General features: G+C 60.0%; 15 protein-coding genes. 11 read left to right on the top strand and 4 right to left on the bottom strand.

Annotation, left to right across the window (positions count from 1 at the left end; all coding sequences use genetic code 11):
* Positions 1 to 7 precede the first annotated feature (7 nt).
* The 4 genes from murA (at position 8) to hisC (ending at position 4,541) form a co-directional block, all read left to right on the top strand.
* Positions 8 to 1,273, top strand: a complete 1,266-nt coding sequence (gene murA, locus HGP31_RS04530) for a UDP-N-acetylglucosamine 1-carboxyvinyltransferase (protein WP_020796651.1) — start codon at positions 8 to 10, stop codon at positions 1,271 to 1,273.
* Positions 1,274 to 1,400: 127 nt separating this feature from the next.
* Positions 1,401 to 2,036 (top strand): ATP phosphoribosyltransferase, encoded by a 636-nt coding sequence (gene hisG, locus HGP31_RS04535; RefSeq protein ID WP_008018703.1) that lies wholly within the window; start codon positions 1,401 to 1,403, stop codon positions 2,034 to 2,036.
* Between the two features lie 125 nt (positions 2,037 to 2,161).
* Complete coding sequence (gene hisD / locus HGP31_RS04540) at positions 2,162 to 3,487, top strand: histidinol dehydrogenase (protein WP_020796652.1); 1,326 nt, start codon at positions 2,162 to 2,164, stop codon at positions 3,485 to 3,487.
* Position 3,488: 1 nt separating this feature from the next.
* Entirely contained in the window at positions 3,489 to 4,541 is a 1,053-nt protein-coding gene (gene hisC, locus HGP31_RS04545) for a histidinol-phosphate transaminase (RefSeq protein ID WP_020796653.1), read from the top strand.
* Positions 4,542 to 4,674: 133 nt separating this feature from the next.
* Here hisC and algW read toward each other — a convergent pair whose 3' ends face one another.
* Positions 4,675 to 5,847, bottom strand: coding sequence for a Do family serine endopeptidase AlgW (gene algW / locus HGP31_RS04550; RefSeq protein WP_168757238.1), 1,173 nt, complete (start codon positions 5,845 to 5,847; stop codon positions 4,675 to 4,677).
* 103 nt (positions 5,848 to 5,950) lie between these two features.
* On the opposite strand from algW, the gene HGP31_RS04555 reads away from it, so the two are divergent.
* The 4 genes from HGP31_RS04555 (at position 5,951) to HGP31_RS04570 (ending at position 11,025) form a co-directional block, all read left to right on the top strand.
* On the top strand, positions 5,951 to 6,709 hold the full coding sequence (locus HGP31_RS04555; protein ID WP_020796655.1) for a Nif3-like dinuclear metal center hexameric protein: 759 nt from the start codon (positions 5,951 to 5,953) through the stop codon (positions 6,707 to 6,709).
* Positions 6,710 to 6,959: 250 nt separating this feature from the next.
* Positions 6,960 to 7,877, top strand: coding sequence for a sulfate adenylyltransferase subunit CysD (gene cysD, locus HGP31_RS04560; RefSeq protein WP_020796656.1), 918 nt, complete (start codon positions 6,960 to 6,962; stop codon positions 7,875 to 7,877).
* Between the two features lie 9 nt (positions 7,878 to 7,886).
* Positions 7,887 to 9,785 (top strand): sulfate adenylyltransferase subunit CysN, encoded by a 1,899-nt coding sequence (gene cysN / locus HGP31_RS04565; protein ID WP_020796658.1) that lies wholly within the window; start codon positions 7,887 to 7,889, stop codon positions 9,783 to 9,785.
* 292 nt (positions 9,786 to 10,077) lie between these two features.
* The gene (locus HGP31_RS04570; RefSeq protein ID WP_168757207.1) at positions 10,078 to 11,025 is read left to right on the top strand and encodes an IS110 family RNA-guided transposase; all 948 of its coding nucleotides are present in this window, start codon (positions 10,078 to 10,080) and stop codon (positions 11,023 to 11,025) included.
* Positions 11,026 to 11,126: 101 nt separating this feature from the next.
* Here the strand turns inward: HGP31_RS04570 and HGP31_RS04575 are convergent, their stop codons facing one another.
* The 3 genes from HGP31_RS04575 to HGP31_RS04585 are packed head-to-tail and all read right to left on the bottom strand — an operon-like array spanning position 11,127 to position 14,516.
* Complete coding sequence (locus tag HGP31_RS04575) at positions 11,127 to 12,029, bottom strand: acyltransferase (protein ID WP_168757239.1); 903 nt, start codon at positions 12,027 to 12,029, stop codon at positions 11,127 to 11,129.
* Positions 12,030 to 14,129 (bottom strand): phosphate acetyltransferase, encoded by a 2,100-nt coding sequence (gene pta, locus HGP31_RS04580; RefSeq protein WP_033042906.1) that lies wholly within the window; start codon positions 14,127 to 14,129, stop codon positions 12,030 to 12,032. It abuts the gene before it with no gap.
* A gap of 60 nt (positions 14,130 to 14,189) precedes the next feature.
* Positions 14,190 to 14,516, bottom strand: a complete 327-nt coding sequence (locus tag HGP31_RS04585) for a DUF3565 domain-containing protein (RefSeq protein WP_033042908.1) — start codon at positions 14,514 to 14,516, stop codon at positions 14,190 to 14,192.
* On the opposite strand from HGP31_RS04585, the gene HGP31_RS04590 reads away from it, so the two are divergent.
* From HGP31_RS04590 to HGP31_RS04600, 3 genes are all read left to right on the top strand, one after another.
* On the top strand, positions 14,485 to 14,970 hold the full coding sequence (locus HGP31_RS04590) for an FKBP-type peptidyl-prolyl cis-trans isomerase (protein ID WP_008054392.1): 486 nt from the start codon (positions 14,485 to 14,487) through the stop codon (positions 14,968 to 14,970). The two genes, HGP31_RS04585 and HGP31_RS04590, sit on opposite strands and share 32 nt — an antisense overlap.
* Positions 14,971 to 15,092: 122 nt before the next feature.
* Positions 15,093 to 15,575 (top strand): glutathione peroxidase, encoded by a 483-nt coding sequence (locus HGP31_RS04595; protein ID WP_020796663.1) that lies wholly within the window; start codon positions 15,093 to 15,095, stop codon positions 15,573 to 15,575.
* A gap of 216 nt (positions 15,576 to 15,791) precedes the next feature.
* Complete coding sequence (locus HGP31_RS04600) at positions 15,792 to 16,895, top strand: NADH:flavin oxidoreductase (protein ID WP_168757240.1); 1,104 nt, start codon at positions 15,792 to 15,794, stop codon at positions 16,893 to 16,895.
* Positions 16,896 to 16,981: the final 86 nt, after the last annotated feature.

Raw genomic sequence — 16,981 nt, forward strand, 5'->3', positions numbered from 1 at the left:
GATTCTTATGGATAAATTGATTATTACTGGCGGTGCTCGTCTTGACGGCGAGATCCGCATCTCCGGGGCAAAGAACTCTGCCCTGCCGATCCTGGCGGCTACCCTGCTGTGCGATGGTCCGGTGACCGTTGCCAACCTGCCACACCTGCACGACATCACCACCATGATCGAATTGTTCGGTCGCATGGGGATCGAGCCGGTGATCGACGAGAAACTGGCCGTCGAAATCGATCCGCGGACCATCAAGACCCTGATCGCTCCGTACGAACTGGTTAAGACCATGCGTGCGTCGATCCTGGTGCTGGGCCCGATGGTTGCCCGTTTCGGTGAAGCCGAAGTCGCGTTGCCTGGCGGTTGCGCCATCGGTTCGCGACCGGTGGACCTGCACATCCGTGGCCTGGAGGCCATGGGCGCGATCATCGACGTCGAAGGCGGCTACATCAAGGCCAAGGCGCCAGAAGGCGGCCTGCGCGGTGCGCATTTCTTCTTCGACACCGTCAGTGTGACCGGTACCGAAAACATCATGATGGCTGCAGCCCTGGCCAAGGGACGCAGTGTCCTGGCGAACGCCGCGCGCGAGCCTGAAGTCGTCGACCTGGCGAACTTCCTGAACGCGATGGGTGCCAAGGTTTCCGGCGCTGGTACCGACACCATCACCATCGATGGCGTTGAGCGTCTGCACACCACCACCTACAAGGTGATGCCGGACCGTATCGAAACCGGCACCTACCTGGTGGCCGCAGCCGTGACCGGCGGGCGTGTGAAGGTCAAGGACACCGATCCGACCATTCTCGAAGCCGTGCTGGAGAAACTCCGCGAAGCGGGCGCCGAAATCACCACCGGTGAAGACTGGATCGAGTTGAACATGCACGGCAAGCGGCCTAAAGCCGTGAACGTGCGAACCGCTCCATACCCGGCGTTCCCGACCGACATGCAGGCGCAGTTCATCTCCCTCAACGCCATTGCCGAAGGCACGGGCGCTGTGATCGAGACGATCTTCGAAAACCGCTTCATGCACGTGTACGAACTGCACCGCATGGGCGCCAAGATCCAGGTCGAGGGCAACACCGCCATCGTTACCGGCACCGAGAAGCTCAAGGGCGCGCCAGTGATGGCCACCGACCTGCGGGCTTCGGCCAGCCTGGTGATTTCGGCGCTGATTGCCGACGGCGATACCCTGATCGACCGCATCTACCACATAGACCGTGGTTACGAGTGCATCGAAGAGAAACTGCAGATGCTGGGCGCCAAGATCCGCCGCGTTCCGGGCTAGTTTCTGCTGCATGGGCGCAGGGACGTGCCCGTTGAATTGTTGTAAGTCGAGCCGGTTTCCGGCTCGATGTGTGTCCGGCGCCATTTGCGACCGGACATGAGTACCTTGATAAGGACTGACGTTTCCCATGTTGACCATCGCACTGTCCAAGGGCCGCATCCTTGACGACACCCTGCCGCTTCTGGCTGAAGCGGGCATCGTGCCGACCGAGAATCCGGACAAGAGTCGCAAGCTGATCATTCCCACGACCCAGGAAGATGTACGCCTGTTGATCGTGCGTGCCACCGACGTGCCGACTTATGTCGAGCATGGTGCCGCCGACCTCGGTGTTGCTGGTAAAGACGTGCTGATGGAATACGGCGGTCAAGGCCTGTACGAGCCATTGGACTTGCAGATTGCCCAGTGCAAGTTGATGACCGCCGGCAAGGTCGGCGCGGTCGAGCCCAAGGGTCGCCTGCGTATCGCCACCAAGTTCGTCAACGTTGCCAAGCGCTACTATGCCGAGCAGGGCCGTCAGGTCGACATCATCAAGCTCTACGGCTCGATGGAGCTGGCGCCGCTGATCGGCTTGGCCGACAAGATTATCGACGTGGTCGACACCGGTAACACGCTGCGGGCCAACGGCCTGGAGCCACAGGATTTCATCGCGGCCATCAGCTCCCGGCTGATCGTCAACAAAGCTTCGATGAAAATGCAGCACGCCCGTATCCAGGCGTTGATCGACACCCTGCGCAAGGCAGTGGAGTCTCGACACCGCGGCTGATTCACCCGCGCGACTTTGAGTTGCGCCGTCTATCCGCCTCATAGCCAGAATTCTCAGGTGCCCAAGCGGATCGAATGTTAGCTTCGGGCGCCTGAGTTTTTTGCCAATCCTATGAGGCTCTCGCTATGACCGCACCGACTGCAATTCGCCGACTCAACGCTGCTGACCCGGATTTCGCACATCATCTGGATCATCTGCTGAGCTGGGAAAGTGTGTCTGACGACTCGGTCAATCAGCGGGTGCTGGACATCATCAAGGCCGTGCGCGAGCGTGGCGATGCCGCGTTGGTGGAGTTCACCCGACAGTTCGACGGGTTGGACGTCGCCTCCATGGCCGACCTGATCCTGCCGCGCGAGCGCCTGGAACTGGCGTTGACCCGCATTACCGTGCCACAGCGCGAGGCCCTGGAAAAAGCCGCGGCCCGCGTACGCAGCTACCACGAGAAGCAGAAACAGGACTCCTGGAGCTACACCGAAGCTGACGGCACCGTGCTGGGCCAGAAGGTCACGCCGCTCGATCGCGCCGGTCTGTACGTGCCGGGCGGCAAGGCGTCGTACCCTTCTTCCGTGTTGATGAACGCGATTCCGGCCAAGGTTGCCGGTGTGACCGAGGTGGTCATGGTGGTGCCGACCCCGCGCGGTGAAATCAACGAGCTGGTGCTGGCTGCTGCCTGCATCGCGGGCGTTGACCGTGTGTTCACCATCGGTGGCGCACAAGCTGTTGCCGCGCTGGCTTATGGCACCGAAAGCGTGCCGCAAGTCGACAAAGTGGTTGGCCCGGGCAACATCTATGTCGCCACCGCCAAGCGTCACGTGTTTGGCCAGGTCGGTATCGACATGATTGCCGGCCCGTCCGAGATCCTCGTGGTATGTGACGGCCTGACTGATCCTGACTGGATCGCCATGGACCTGTTCTCCCAGGCCGAGCATGACGAAGACGCCCAGGCGATCCTGGTCAGCCCGGATGCGGCCTTTCTCGATCAGGTCGCCGCGAGCATTGCCAAACTGATGCCGACCATGGAGCGCGCCGAGATCATCGAAACCTCGATCAACGGCCGTGGTGCGCTGATCCAGGTGCGTGACATGGAGCAAGCCATCGAAGTGGCCAACCGCATCGCGCCGGAGCACCTGGAGTTGTCGGTTGCCGATCCGCAAGCCTGGCTTCCACAGATCCGTCATGCCGGCGCCATCTTCATGGGTCGCCACACCAGCGAAGCACTGGGCGACTACTGCGCAGGCCCGAACCACGTATTGCCGACTTCCGGCACGGCGCGGTTCTCGTCGCCGCTGGGCGTATACGACTTCCAGAAACGTTCGTCGATCATTTTTTGCTCGGAACAGGGCGCGTCCGACCTGGGTAAAACCGCTTCCGTGCTGGCCCGTGGCGAGTCGCTGACTGCCCACGCCCGCAGTGCCGAATACCGCATCATCGACGACAAGCAGGGGAACTGAGATGAGTAAATTCTGGAGCCCGTTCGTCAAGAACCTGGTGCCTTACGTACCGGGCGAGCAGCCAAAGCTGGCGAAACTGGTGAAGCTCAACACCAACGAAAACCCGTACGGTCCATCGCCCAAGGCCTTGGCTGCGATGCAGGCCGAACTGAACGACAATCTGCGCCTGTACCCGGACCCGAACAGCGATCTGCTGAAAAATGCCGTGGCCAAGTACTACGGCGTGCAGAGTAACCAGGTATTTCTCGGCAACGGCTCCGACGAAGTGCTGGCGCACATCTTCCACGGGTTGCTGCAGCACGATCAGCCGCTGCTGTTCCCGGACATCAGCTACAGCTTCTATCCGGTCTATTGCGGGCTGTACGGCATCAAGTTCGATGCAGTGCCGCTGGACGAGCAGTTCCAGATCAATCCTGCGGACTACGCAAAACCGAACGGCGGGATCATTTTCCCCAACCCGAACGCACCGACCGGTTGCCTGTTGGCGCTGGAGGCGGTCGAGCAAATCCTCAAGGGCAGCCCGGACTCGGTGGTCGTGGTGGATGAGGCTTACATCGACTTCGGTGGCGAGACGGCAATCACGTTGGTAGACCGTTATCCGAACCTGCTGGTGACCCAGACCCTGTCAAAATCCCGCTCCCTGGCGGGCCTGCGGGTTGGCTTGGCGGTGGGGCATCCGGACCTGATCGAGGCGCTGGAGCGGATCAAGAACAGCTTTAACTCCTATCCGATCGATCGCATGGCGAACGTCGGCGCGGCGGCGGCGTTCGAAGATCGTGAGTACTTCGACAAGACGTGCCGATTGGTCATTGAGAGCCGCGACAAGGTGGTCGCGCAGTTGCAGGCTAAGGGCTTTGAAGTGCTGCCGTCGGCCGCGAACTTCATTTTTGCCCGTCACCCCAAGCACGATGCGGCAGGCCTGGCAGCTAAACTGCGCGAGCAAGGTGTGATCGTCCGGCACTTCAAGCAGGAGCGAATTGCCCAGTTCCTGCGGATTTCGATCGGCACGCCTGAGCAAAACCAGGCCCTGATCGACGGCCTCGGCGACCTCTGAACCACAGCCAACCCTGTAGGAGCGAGCATGCTCGCGATGGACTAGAGAACGCAGTGGGGTGTCAGGCTTCCAGCGTTATCGTTGACGACCATCGCGAGCATGTTCGCTCCTACAGGGGTTTTGTGTTGATCGCTTAGTTTTCTTCTTTCTCTTTGACCGGTGCCGGTGCCGGTGCCGGTGGCGGGCGCAAGCCGATTTCCGCCGTGAGCTTGAGTTCCTTGCCGTTGCGCATCACCTCGATCGTGACCTTATCGGTCGGCTTGATCCGCGCGACCTGGTTCATCGAGCGTCGGCCATCGCCAGCCGGTTCGCCGTCGATGCTGAGAATCACGTCGCCCAGTTGCAGGCCGGCTTTCTGCGCCGGACCGTCGCGGAAAATCCCGGCGACGACGATGCCCGGACGCCCCGACAGGCCAAACGACTCCGCCAGTTCCTGGGACAATGGCTGCACTTCAATACCGAGCCAGCCGCGAATCACCTGGCCGTGTTCGATGATCGATTTCATCACTTCCATGGCCAGCTTCACCGGAATCGCGAAGCCAATGCCTTGTGAACCTCCTGACTTGGAGAAGATCGCCGTGTTAATGCCGGTCAGGTTGCCGTTGGCGTCCACCAGCGCACCGCCGGAGTTGCCGGGGTTGATCGCGGCGTCGGTCTGGATGAAGTCTTCGTAGTTGTTCAGGCCCAGCTGATTACGCCCGGTGGCACTGATGATGCCCATGGTTACGGTCTGGCCGACGCCGAACGGGTTGCCGATGGCGAGGGCCACGTCGCCGATGCGGATGTTGTCCGAGCGGCCGACAGTGATCGAAGGCAGTTTCTTCAGGTCGATCTTGAGGACCGCGAGGTCAGTTTCCGGGTCGCTACCAATCACCCGAGCCAGGGTTTCACGGCCGTCCTTGAGCGCCACCACGATCTGGTCGGCACCGCTGGTCACGTGGTTGTTGGTCAGGATGTAGCCTTCCGGGCTCATGATCACGCCGGAGCCCAGGCTCGACTCCATGCGTTTCTGCTTGGGCGAGTTGTCGCCGAAGAATCGACGAAACTGCGGGTCCTCGAACAGCGGATGATTGGGTTTGTTGATGACTTTGGTGGTGTACAGGTTCACCACCGACGGCGCGGCGGTGGTTACCGCGTCGGAATAGGACACCGGGCCTTGCTGCATACTGGTGGTTTGCGGGGCCTGTTGCAGGTTGACGTCGAGGCTTGGAAGCCCGACCCACTGCGGGTAACGCTGGATGATTAACAGAGCGACAAGCACGCCGGCCAACAGCGGCCAGCCGGAAAAACGCAGCGCCTTGAGCATTAAGTACGTCCTGAGAGAGTTGCAGGCGGTATGAGACCGCTCATAATGACGCGCATTATACGAGGCCACGCGTGCCTCTGAACGGGATATTTAGGAGTCTTTTATGGCCGTCGCCCTGAGCACCCTGGTCGAAGAAGCCGACCGTTACCTCGCTAGTTCGAAAATTGCCGATTACTGCCCCAACGGCCTGCAGGTCGAGGGCCGGCCGCAGGTGATGCGCATCGTCAGCGGCGTCACCGCCAGCCAGGCCTTGCTCGATGCTGCGGTGGAGGCCAACGCGGATCTGGTGCTGGTGCATCACGGCTACTTCTGGAAAGGCGAGAACCCGTGCATCACCGGCATGAAGCAGCGCCGCCTCAAGACCCTGCTCAAGCACGACATCAGCCTGCTGTCCTATCACCTGCCGCTGGACCTGCACCCTGATGTTGGCAACAACGTGCAGTTGGCACGGCAACTGGACATCACCGTCGAAGGTCCGTTGGACCCTGACAACCTGAAGATCGTCGGCCTGGTCGGTTCGTTGAACGAGCCCGCCACCCCCCGGGATTTCGCCCGCCGTGTGCAAGAAGTCATGGGCCGCGAGCCATTGCTGATTGAAGGCAGCGCAATGATCCGCCGCGTTGGCTGGTGCACCGGTGGCGGTCAGGGCTACATCGACCAGGCGATACTGGCGGGCGTCGATCTGTACCTCAGCGGCGAAGCCTCGGAGCAAACCTTCCACAGCGCCCGTGAAAACGACATCAGCTTCATTGCTGCCGGGCACCACGCCACCGAGCGTTACGGCGTGCAGGCGCTGGGTGATTACCTGGCGAAACGGTTTGCCCTTGAGCACATCTTCATCGATTGCCCGAACCCCATCTGAGAGGCCCCCCTGTAGGAGCTGCCGCAGGCTGCGATCTTTTGATTTTGCTTTTTCAAGATCAAGATCAAAAGATCGCAGCCTGCGGCAGCTCCTACAGAGATGAGTTCGCCGATGAACGCCCAAACAGGCGGGCATATTCATATGCTCTTTCGATCTAGTTCGCGTCCTGATTAGAAGGGGGCGCTGTGCTAGGATTCCCCGCTCGAACACGGCCCGCTGGCCGTTCATAAGAATGTTTTCGTGAGTAGCCATGGTCGACAAACTGACGCATCTGAAACAGCTGGAGGCGGAAAGCATCCACATCATCCGCGAGGTGGCCGCCGAGTTCGACAACCCGGTGATGCTGTACTCCATCGGTAAAGACTCCGCCGTGATGCTGCACCTGGCACGCAAGGCGTTCTTCCCCGGCAAGCTGCCGTTCCCGGTGATGCACGTCGACACCCAGTGGAAATTCCAGGAGATGTACAGGTTCCGCGACAAGATGGTCGCCGAGCTGGGCCTGGACCTGATCACCCATGTGAACCCCGACGGCGTGGCACAAGGCATCAATCCGTTCACCCACGGCAGTGCCAAGCATACCGACATCATGAAGACCGAAGGCCTGAAGCAGGCCTTGGACAAATATGGTTTCGACGCCGCCTTCGGTGGTGCCCGCCGCGACGAAGAGAAGTCCCGCGCCAAAGAGCGTGTGTACTCGTTCCGCGACAGCAAGCACCGCTGGGACCCGAAAAACCAGCGCCCCGAGCTGTGGAACGTCTACAACGGCAAGGTCAACAAGGGCGAATCCATCCGCGTATTCCCGTTGTCGAACTGGACCGAGCTGGACATCTGGCAGTACATCTATCTGGAAGGCATCCCGATCGTCCCGCTGTACTTCGCCGCCGAGCGTGAAGTCATCGAGAAGAACGGCACCCTGATCATGATCGACGACGAGCGCATCCTCGAACACCTGAGCGATGAAGACAAAGCGCGCATCGTCAAGAAGAAAGTGCGGTTCCGTACCCTTGGCTGCTATCCGTTGACGGGCGCGGTGGAGTCCGAGGCCGAAAGCCTCACGGACATCATTCAGGAAATGCTCCTGACGCGAACTTCCGAGCGCCAGGGCCGTGTCATCGACCACGATGGCGCAGGCTCGATGGAAGACAAAAAACGTCAAGGTTATTTCTAAGGGGCTGTCATGTCGCACGCATCTGATTTGATCAGCGAGGACATCCTCGCCTACCTGGGCCAGCACGAACGTAAAGAGCTGCTGCGCTTCCTGACTTGCGGTAACGTCGACGACGGCAAGAGCACCCTGATCGGGCGCCTGCTGCACGACTCCAAGATGATCTACGAAGATCACCTGGAAGCGATTACCCGCGACTCGAAAAAAGTCGGCACCACCGGTGAAGACATCGACCTGGCACTGCTGGTCGATGGCCTGCAGGCCGAGCGTGAGCAAGGCATCACCATCGATGTCGCGTACCGCTATTTCTCCACCGCCAAACGCAAATTCATCATTGCCGACACCCCCGGCCATGAGCAGTACACCCGCAACATGGCCACCGGTGCCTCCACCTGTGACCTGGCGATCATCCTGGTCGACGCCCGCTACGGCGTGCAGACCCAGACCCGTCGCCACAGCTTCATCGCCTCGTTGCTGGGCATCAAGCATATCGTCGTTGCCATCAACAAGATGGACCTCAAGGACTTCGACCAGGGCGTGTTCGAGTCGATCAAGGCTGACTACCTGCAGTTCGCCGAAGGCTTGAAGATGAAGCCCACCACGATGCACTTCGTGCCGATGTCTGCGCTCAAAGGCGACAACGTGGTGAACAAATCCGAGCGCTCGCCGTGGTACACCGGCCAGTCGCTGATGGAAATCCTCGAGACCGTGGAAGTGGCGGGCGACCGCAACTTCACCGACCTGCGTTTCCCGGTGCAATACGTCAACCGTCCAAACCTGAACTTCCGCGGTTTCGCCGGCACCCTGGCCAGCGGCATCGTCAAGAAGGGCGACGAAGTCGTGGTGCTGCCGTCGGGCAAGAGTAGCCGCGTGAAATCCATCGTCACCTTCGAAGGTGAACTGGAGCACGCAGGTCCAGGTCAGGCGGTAACCCTGACCATGGAAGACGAGATTGACATCTCCCGTGGCGACCTGTTGGTGCATGCCGACAACGTGCCGCCGGTCACCGACAGCTTCGAAGCGATGCTGGTGTGGATGGCTGAAGAGCCGATGCTGCCGGGCAAGAAATACGACATCAAGCGCGCCACCAGTTACGTGCCGGGCTCCATCGCCAGCATCGTCAACAAGGTCGACGTGAACACCCTGGAAGAAGGCCCGGCCAGTGCGCTGCAGCTGAACGAAATCGGTAAGGTCAAGATCGCGCTCGACGCGCCGATTGCCCTCGACGGTTACGACAGCAACCGCACCACCGGCGCATTCATCATTATCGATCGCCTGACCAACGGCACCGTCGGTGCCGGCATGATCGTCGCGCAGCCGTTGGCGCATGGCACCAGCACCCACCACGGCAAGCTGGCCCACGTCGCTACCGAAGAGCGCGCGCAGCGCTTTGGCCAGCAACCCGCCACCGTGCTGTTCAGTGGCTTGTCGGGCGCGGGCAAAAGCACCCTGGCTTATGCAGTCGAGCGCAAACTGTTCGACCTGGGTCGTGCGGTGTACGTGCTCGATGGCCAGAACCTGCGTCACGACCTGAACAAAGGTCTGCCGCAGGATCGCGCCGGGCGCACCGAGAACTGGCGTCGTGCCGCGCACGTGGCGCGTCAGTTCAACGAAGCCGGTCTGCTGACCCTGGCAGCGTTCGTTGCTCCGAGTGCCGAAGGTCGTGAACAGGCTCGGGAGCTGATCGGCAAAGAACGCCTGCTGACGGTCTACGTCCAGGCCTCGCCGACGGTCTGTGCCGAACGTGACCCGCAGGGCCTGTACGCGGCGGCCGGGGATAACATCCCGGGCGAGTCCTTCCCGTACGACGTGCCGCTGGATGCCGATCTGGTGATCGACACCCAGTCCGTGTCGCTGGAAGACGGCGTGAAGCAGGTGCTGGAATTGCTGCGCAAGCGCGGCGCGATCTAAGCGCTGGCCGCAAATAAAAAACCCGCCGATGAGTGATCATCGGCGGGTTTTTTATTTCTGGGAGGCCCCCTTCGCGAGCAGGCTCGCTTGTATGGTAGGACTTGAAGGGAGGAGGAGGGACAAGGCTCGATTCTGACTGTTGACGCAGTACAGACTGTGGGAGAGTTCGCCCCTCCTCCTTTCACCCAAGCGCCGATAAAGAATGCATCTGGCCTAGACCGACGATAGGAACAAGCCTGCGCCTCTGGGTGAGCCCTTCAAGTGCTTAAAACCTTATCCCGGAGGAAAACCTATGGCAATGCCGGTTTCTGTTTCAAAGCCGATCGTGGGCGTGGATGTCGCCAAGAAAGAATTGGTGATTTATCACGCCGAACTGGACCTGCTTGAAGAGATTCCCAACAACAAAACCAGCATCAACAAGTGGTTAAAGGACTTGCCGGGGAGTGTGGCTATTGCTATTGAAGCCACCAACATCTACCACCTGGAGTTCGCTGACCTGGCCTTTGAGGCCGGCTGCGTGATTTACATGGTGGGCGGCTATGAGCTCAAACATTACCGAGAAGGTGTGAAGGTCCGTGCCAAAACCGATGCACTGGATGCCAAACTGCTTGCTCGCTATCTGAAGAACGAGCATGAAGAACTTCACCCATGGACGCCGCCGACACCGCTGTATCGCCAACTCCTGAGTCTTTTTCGCCGCCGGGCGGCCTTGGTCCAGGCCAGGGTCGGCCTAGTGCAAAGCTGGTCGAATGAGCCCTTGCTGAAGGCTGCTTTTTCCGAGCAAATAAAGTCCATGCAGCAGCTTGAGACGCTGATCGAAAAGACGATCAACGATCAGCTGAAAGAAGCCGGTTTGCTGGGGCAGTTGAAGCGTTGCTTGAAAGTTGAAGGGGTTGGATTTTTGACTGGCGCGCGCTTGCTCACGGCGTTCCAGCGCGGAGACTTCCGAAACGCAGATGCCTTTATCGCCTTTCTTGGAATGGACTTGCGGGTGTCAAAATCAGGGCAAAAAGATGGTCGCCGGAGTTTGACCAAGCGAGGCGATCCAGAAGCCCGCCGCCTTCTGCACAATGCGGCTATGTCGGCGAGTCGAACCGAAGCCTGGAAAGGGTTTTACCAAGAACAAAGAAATCGGGGTTTCAGCACCACTCAAGCCCTGGTGATGCTGGCTCGCAAGCTCGCTCGTATCGTATTCGCCCTGCTGAAGGGGCAGAGTGAATACCAACCGAAAACCAGTTGAGGGCTTCCCCTCAACCATAGAATCTCCCACAGTTGATCTTCGGTGAACATTAACCTTGTGGGAGCGAGCCTGCTCGCGAAGAGGGCAGAACATTCACCGAACTACTTCGATGGATACTCGCGGTGCATCTGCGCAAGCAGAGCATCCTTGTCCTGCCACATCTGGTTGATCCAGCCCTGGAACTGCAGGCGATACTCACCGTCCTGGTCGTAGTTCTTGCCTATGAACTGCGGCGGAATCTTCAGCTCTTCAAAGTGCACCACCACATCCGCAACATTCCCGCACAGCAAATCCCGGAAACCCGGGCGCCCGGCTGGATAATGGATCGTCACGTTGACGATGGATTCCAGTTGTTCACCCATGGCATCTAGCACAAACGCAATCCCACCGGCCTTGGGTTTCAGCAGGTACTTGAACGGCGATTTCTGCTGGGCATGCTTGCCTTCGGTGAAGCGCGTGCCTTCAACGAAATTGAAAATACCCACCGGGTTGTTGCGAAACTTCGCACAAGTCTTGCGCGTGGTTTCCAGGTCCTTGCCTTTCTTCTCCGGGTGCTTTTCCAGGTAGGCCTTGGAGTAGCGCTTCATGAACGGAAAGCCCAGTGCCCACCAGGCCAGGCCGATCACCGGTACCCAGATCAACTCCTGCTTGAGAAAGAACTTCAGCGGCTGGATACGTCGATTGAGCACATATTGCAGCACCAGGATGTCGACCCAGCTCTGGTGATTGCTGGTGACCAGGTACGAGTGTTGATAGTCCAGGCCTTGCAGGCCGCTGACGTGCCAGCGCGTGCGACGGACCAGGTTCATCCAGCCTTTATTGACGCTGATCCAGGCTTCGTGGGTATGGCTCATCAACCAGTGTGCAATGCGTTGGGTGAATGCGAACGGCAGGACCTTGATCAGCGCCACACAGAACAGGAACGAGCACAGCAAAATCGTGTTCAGCGCCAGCAGCAGCGCGGCGATCACGCCGCGCGCCGGGGCAGGTAGAAAATCCAGCATTTACACATCCATAGGTCGGTTGGCCGCCTGAATCGCGGTCAGGGCAATCGTGTAGACGATGTCGTCGACCTGCGCGCCGCGCGGCAGATCGTTCACCGGTTTGCGCAGTCCCTGCAGCATCGGGCCGAGGCTGACGCAGTCGGCGCTGCGCTGTACGGCTTTGTGGGTGGTGTTGCCGGTGTTCAGGTCGGGGAATACGAACACAGTGGCGCGACCGGCCACCTGGCTGTTCGGTGCCAGTTGCCGGGCCACGGTTTCGTTGGCGGCGGCGTCATACTGCAACGGGCCGTCGATCAGCAACGAGTTTTGTTGTTCATGGGCAAGCAACGTCGCCTCGCGTACTTTCTCGACTTCCTCGCCACTGGCTGATTCACCGCTGGAATAACTGATCATCGCCACACGAGGAGTGATGCCGAATGCCGCCGCCGAGTCGGCGCTTTGCAGGGCAATCTCGGCCAGTTCGACGGCGCTCGGGTGCGGGTTCATCACGCAGTCGCCATAGACCAGCACTTCTTCGGGAAACAGCATGAAGAACACCGACGACACCAAGGTGCAGCCCGGTGCGGTCTTGATCAGTTGCAGTGCCGGGCGGATGGTATTGGCGGTGGAGTGAATGACGCCCGATACGAGGCCGTCGACTTCATCCAGCGCCAGCATCATGGTGCCGATCACCACGGTGTCTTCCAGTTGTTGCTCGGCCATCGGGGCGTTGAGGCTTTTGCTCTTGCGCAGGGCGACCATCGGCTCGACGTAGCGTTCGCGAATCAGGTCAGGGTCGAGAATTTCCAACCCTGGCGGCAGTTCGATGCCTTGCGCGCGGGCCACCGCTTCGACATCTGCAGGTTTGGCCAGCAACACGCATCGCGCAATGCCACGGGCCTGGCAGATGGCGGCGGCTTGTACGGTCAGCGGTTCGCTGCCTTCCGGCAGGACGATGCGCTTGTTGGCGGACTGGGCGCGCTGGATCAATTGATAACGGAACACCGCTGGGGACAGGCGCATTTCCCGAGGGGTACCGCAGCGCTGGTGCAGCCAGTTGGCGTCCAGGTGGCTGGCGACGAAATCGGTGATGATTTCTGCGCGCTCGCGGTCGTCGATCGGGATTTCCTTGTTCAAGCCATTGAGCTGGTTGGCGGTGTCATAGGACCCGGTGCTCACCGACAACACGGGCAAGCCCGCCTGCAGGGCGCCGCGACACAAGTCCATGATGCGCGGGTCGGGCAGGGTGTCGCTGGTCAGCAACAGGCCGGCCAGGGGTACGCCGTTCATGGCCGCGAGGCTCACGGCGAGGATGATGTCGTCACGATCGCCCGGGGTCACCACCAGTACGCCGGGCTTGAGCAGCTCCACGGTGTTGCGCATGGTACGCGCGCAAATGATGATCTTGGTCATGCGCCGGGTTTCGTAGTCGCCGGCGTTGAGCACCTGTGCGCCCATCAAGTCCGCCACGTCTCGCGTGCGCGGCGCATTCAGTTCCGGCTGATATGGAATACAACCGAGCAGACGGAAGTCGCCACTGCGCAACAGCGGCGAGTGTTCGTTCAGGCGTGCGGCGAAGGCCTCCATGCTTTCCTCGGTCTTGACCTTGTTGAGGATCACGCCGAGGACTTTCGGATCCTTGGGGCCGCCGAACAATTGCGCTTGCAGTTCCACTCGGCCAGACAATTCGGTCAGTACTTCGTTTTCCGGTGCCGAAACCAGGATCACCTCGGCATCGAGGCTCTTGGCCAGGTGCAAGTTGACCCGCGCGGCATAGCTGGCGCTGCGGGTCGGGACCATGCCTTCGACGATCAACACATCCTTGCCGATGGCGGCCTGCTGATAAAGGGTGATGATTTCTTCCAGCAACTCATCGAGCTGGCCGTCGCCGAGCATGCGCTCGACATGGGCCAGGCCCAAAGGTTTTGGCGGTTTCAGGCCGTGGGTGCGCGCCACCAGCTCGGTGGAGCGTTCAGGGCCGGTGTCACCTGGATGGGGCTGGGCAATCGGCTTGAAAAAGCCAACCTTGAGGCCGGCCCGCTCGAGAGTGCGCACCAGCCCGAGGCTGATGGAGGTCAGGCCCACGCCAAAATCGGTGGGTGCGATAAAAAAAGTTTGCATGCGGATTCTCTAAAGGTGCATGGCAATGGTGCCGGCCTATAACTGGCCAACTACCGAAATTCAGTCGCCAAGGTTATCGCTAACCGAGCCTTGTGCGCACCAACCGCAATCAAAGGGCTGGCCTATTTTTTCCTGGCGCTGCGCAGGGTCCATGACCCAGGCCCGCAATTGCCAGGGTGGCTGATGGCGCAGGTGTTGGGTATGGCCGCACGAAAGCTCGGCCACCCAGTGGCCGTCCTCGTCCTGATGGAAGCCTGTGATCGTCGCACCCCGTCTGTCCGGGTTGTGTTCGCTTTCGGGCGATTGCTTCGCTAAACTGGGTCTTTCTATATTCTTATGCAAAAGGTCTCGCCCCATGCTGATCGCCGCCAATAAGGCTGTCTCCATCGACTATACCCTGACCAACGACGCTGGTGAGGTCATCGACAGCTCCGCCGGCGGCGCGCCGCTGGTCTACCTGCAAGGCGCAGGCAACATCATCCCGGGCCTGGAAAAGGCGCTGGAAGGCAAAGCAGTCGGCGACGAGCTGACCGTAGCCGTTGAACCGGAAGATGCCTATGGCGAGTACGCTGCGGAACTGGTCAGCACCCTGAGCCGCAGCATGTTCGAAGGTGTCGACGAGCTGGAAGTGGGCATGCAGTTCCATGCTTCCGCTCCGGACGGCCAAATGCAGATCGTGACCATCCGCGATCTGGACGGCGACGACGTCACCGTAGACGGCAACCACCCATTGGCGGGTCAGCGCCTGAATTTCCAGGTCAAGATCATCAACATTCGTGATGCCAGCCAGGAAGAAATCGCTCATGGCCACGTCCATGGCGAAGGTGGCCATCACCACTGATTTCTGCGCTAAGCTCAGATAGCTGGAGAGGCGCCCCGAGGGCGCCTTTTTAGTCTGCGGCTGTTCCAGGCGACACCACCAAGTGGCTGTTTCGAGAAGAACACGGGAATCTGGAGTACGTCATGAGTGCTTTTCACGAACTTAATTTGACAGCCCTGGATGGCCAGGTGCTGCCTCTGGCACCTTTCAAGGGGCAAGTCGTGCTGGTGGTCAACGTGGCCTCCAAATGTGGCTTGACGCCACAGTACGCGGCGCTGGAAAACCTCTACCAGCAATACAAAGGTAAAGGCTTCAGCGTGCTGGGCTTGCCATGCAACCAGTTTGCCGGTCAGGAACCCGGTACCGAGCAGGAAATAAAGAACTTCTGCAGCCTCAACTATGGCGTGACCTTTCCGTTGTCCAGCAAGCTGGAAGTCAACGGTCACGAGCGTCACCAGCTGTACAAGTTGCTGGCAGGCGAGGGCGCGGAGTTTCCTGGTGACATCACCTGGAACTTCGAGAAGTTCCTGCTGGGTAAAGATGGTCGTGTGCTGGCGCGGTTTTCACCGCGTACGGCGCCGGATGATCCGAGTGTGGTTCAGGCAATCGAAAAAGCCTTGGCCTGACATACCCCTTCGTAGGAGCCGGCCTGCTGGTGATGGTCGTCAACGATGACGCGCATTGCCTGACACCACGCGGTGTTTTCGTGTCCATCGCCAGCAAGCCGGCTCCTACAACATCCCCCCTTCTGATGTTTAATCACCCATATCAATAGTGCTGTTCAGCGCGTGCAAGCCTCCATATTATAGCCGTCATAAAGACTATTCCCGTGGAGCGTCCCCATGCCCGTCAAAGCCTTGTTCAAACCGTTCCACCTCGGCACCCTCGAACTGCCGACCCGCGTCGTCATGGCGCCGATGACCCGTTCGTTTTCGCCGGGCGGCGTACCGAATTCCAAAGTGATCGAGTATTACCGCCGTCGCGCTGCGGCCGGCGTGGGCTTGATCATCACCGAAGGCACCACTGTCGGGCACAAGGCTTCCAACGGCTACCCGAACGTTCCGCAGTTCTACGGCGAAGCGGCGCTGACTGGCTGGAAAAAAGTCGTCGATGCGGTTCATGCCGAGGGTGGCAAGATCGTTCCGCAACTGTGGCACGTCGGCAGTGTACGCCGTATCGGCACCGAGCCGGACGCCAGCGTGCCGGGTTATGGCCCGTCGGAAAAAGTGAAGGACGGTCAGGTCGTGGTTCACGGTATGACCAAGCAGGACATTCAGGACGTGATCGCCGCGTTCGCCCAGGCGGCAAAGGATGCCCAGGGCATTGGCATGGACGGCGTGGAAATCCATGGTGCCCACGGCTACCTGATCGACCAGTTCTTCTGGGAAGGCAGCAACCAGCGCACCGACGAATACGGCGGTAGCCTGGCCAACCGTTCGCGTTTCGCCATTGAATTGATTCAGGCCACGCGTGCAGCGGTCGGCGAAGGTTTCCCGATCATCTTCCGTTTCTCCCAGTGGAAGCAGCAGGACTACACCGCGCGCCTGGTGCAAACACCGCAGGCGTTGGGCGAATTCCTCAAGCCATTGTCCGATGCCGGGGTGGATATTTTCCACTGTTCGACACGCCGTTTCTGGGAGCCGGAGTTCGACGGTTCCGAGCTGAACCTGGCGGGCTGGGCCCGCAAGCTCACTGGCAAGCCGACCATCACCGTAGGCAGCGTAGGCCTGGACGGTGAGTTCCTGCAGTTCATGGTCAACACCGACAAGGTGGCGCAGCCGGCCAGCCTGGAAAAACTGCTGGAGCGCCTGAACAACGACGAGTTCGATCTGGTGGCGGTCGGCCGTGCACTGTTGGTGGACCCCGACTGGGCGCAGAAAGTACGTGACGGTCGCGAGGAAGACATCCTGCCGTTCAGCCGCGAGGCGTTGATGACGCTGGTTTAAGCGGCGTCTGGAAGAATGCTTTCGCGAGCAGGCTCGCTCCCACAGTGGTTATGCGTTGTACACAAAACCTGTGGGAGCGAGCCTGC

This window comes from Pseudomonas umsongensis (genome assembly GCF_012647205.1).
GTDB lineage: Bacteria > Pseudomonadota > Gammaproteobacteria > Pseudomonadales > Pseudomonadaceae > Aquipseudomonas > Aquipseudomonas umsongensis.

Bases quoted from the DNA above. Each gene is read 5' to 3' on its own strand.
- HGP31_RS04555 (WP_020796655.1), top strand. From the start codon at position 5,951: ATGGCCGTCGCCCTGAGCACCCTGGTCGAAGAAGCCGACCGTTACCTC.
- HGP31_RS04590 (WP_008054392.1), top strand. From the start codon at position 14,485: ATGCTGATCGCCGCCAATAAGGCTGTCTCCATCGACTATACCCTGACC.
- cysD (WP_020796656.1), top strand. From the start codon at position 6,960: ATGGTCGACAAACTGACGCATCTGAAACAGCTGGAGGCGGAAAGCATC.
- HGP31_RS04585 (WP_033042908.1), bottom strand. From the start codon at position 14,516: ATGGAGACAGCCTTATTGGCGGCGATCAGCATGGGGCGAGACCTTTTG.
- HGP31_RS04570 (WP_168757207.1), top strand. From the start codon at position 10,078: ATGGCAATGCCGGTTTCTGTTTCAAAGCCGATCGTGGGCGTGGATGTC.
- hisG (WP_008018703.1), top strand. From the start codon at position 1,401: ATGTTGACCATCGCACTGTCCAAGGGCCGCATCCTTGACGACACCCTG.
- cysN (WP_020796658.1), top strand. From the start codon at position 7,887: ATGTCGCACGCATCTGATTTGATCAGCGAGGACATCCTCGCCTACCTG.
- HGP31_RS04600 (WP_168757240.1), top strand. From the start codon at position 15,792: ATGCCCGTCAAAGCCTTGTTCAAACCGTTCCACCTCGGCACCCTCGAA.
- hisC (WP_020796653.1), top strand. From the start codon at position 3,489: ATGAGTAAATTCTGGAGCCCGTTCGTCAAGAACCTGGTGCCTTACGTA.
- HGP31_RS04595 (WP_020796663.1), top strand. From the start codon at position 15,093: ATGAGTGCTTTTCACGAACTTAATTTGACAGCCCTGGATGGCCAGGTG.
- murA (WP_020796651.1), top strand. From the start codon at position 8: ATGGATAAATTGATTATTACTGGCGGTGCTCGTCTTGACGGCGAGATC.
- algW (WP_168757238.1), bottom strand. From the start codon at position 5,847: ATGCTCAAGGCGCTGCGTTTTTCCGGCTGGCCGCTGTTGGCCGGCGTG.
- hisD (WP_020796652.1), top strand. From the start codon at position 2,162: ATGACCGCACCGACTGCAATTCGCCGACTCAACGCTGCTGACCCGGAT.
- pta (WP_033042906.1), bottom strand. From the start codon at position 14,129: ATGCAAACTTTTTTTATCGCACCCACCGATTTTGGCGTGGGCCTGACC.
- HGP31_RS04575 (WP_168757239.1), bottom strand. From the start codon at position 12,029: ATGCTGGATTTTCTACCTGCCCCGGCGCGCGGCGTGATCGCCGCGCTG.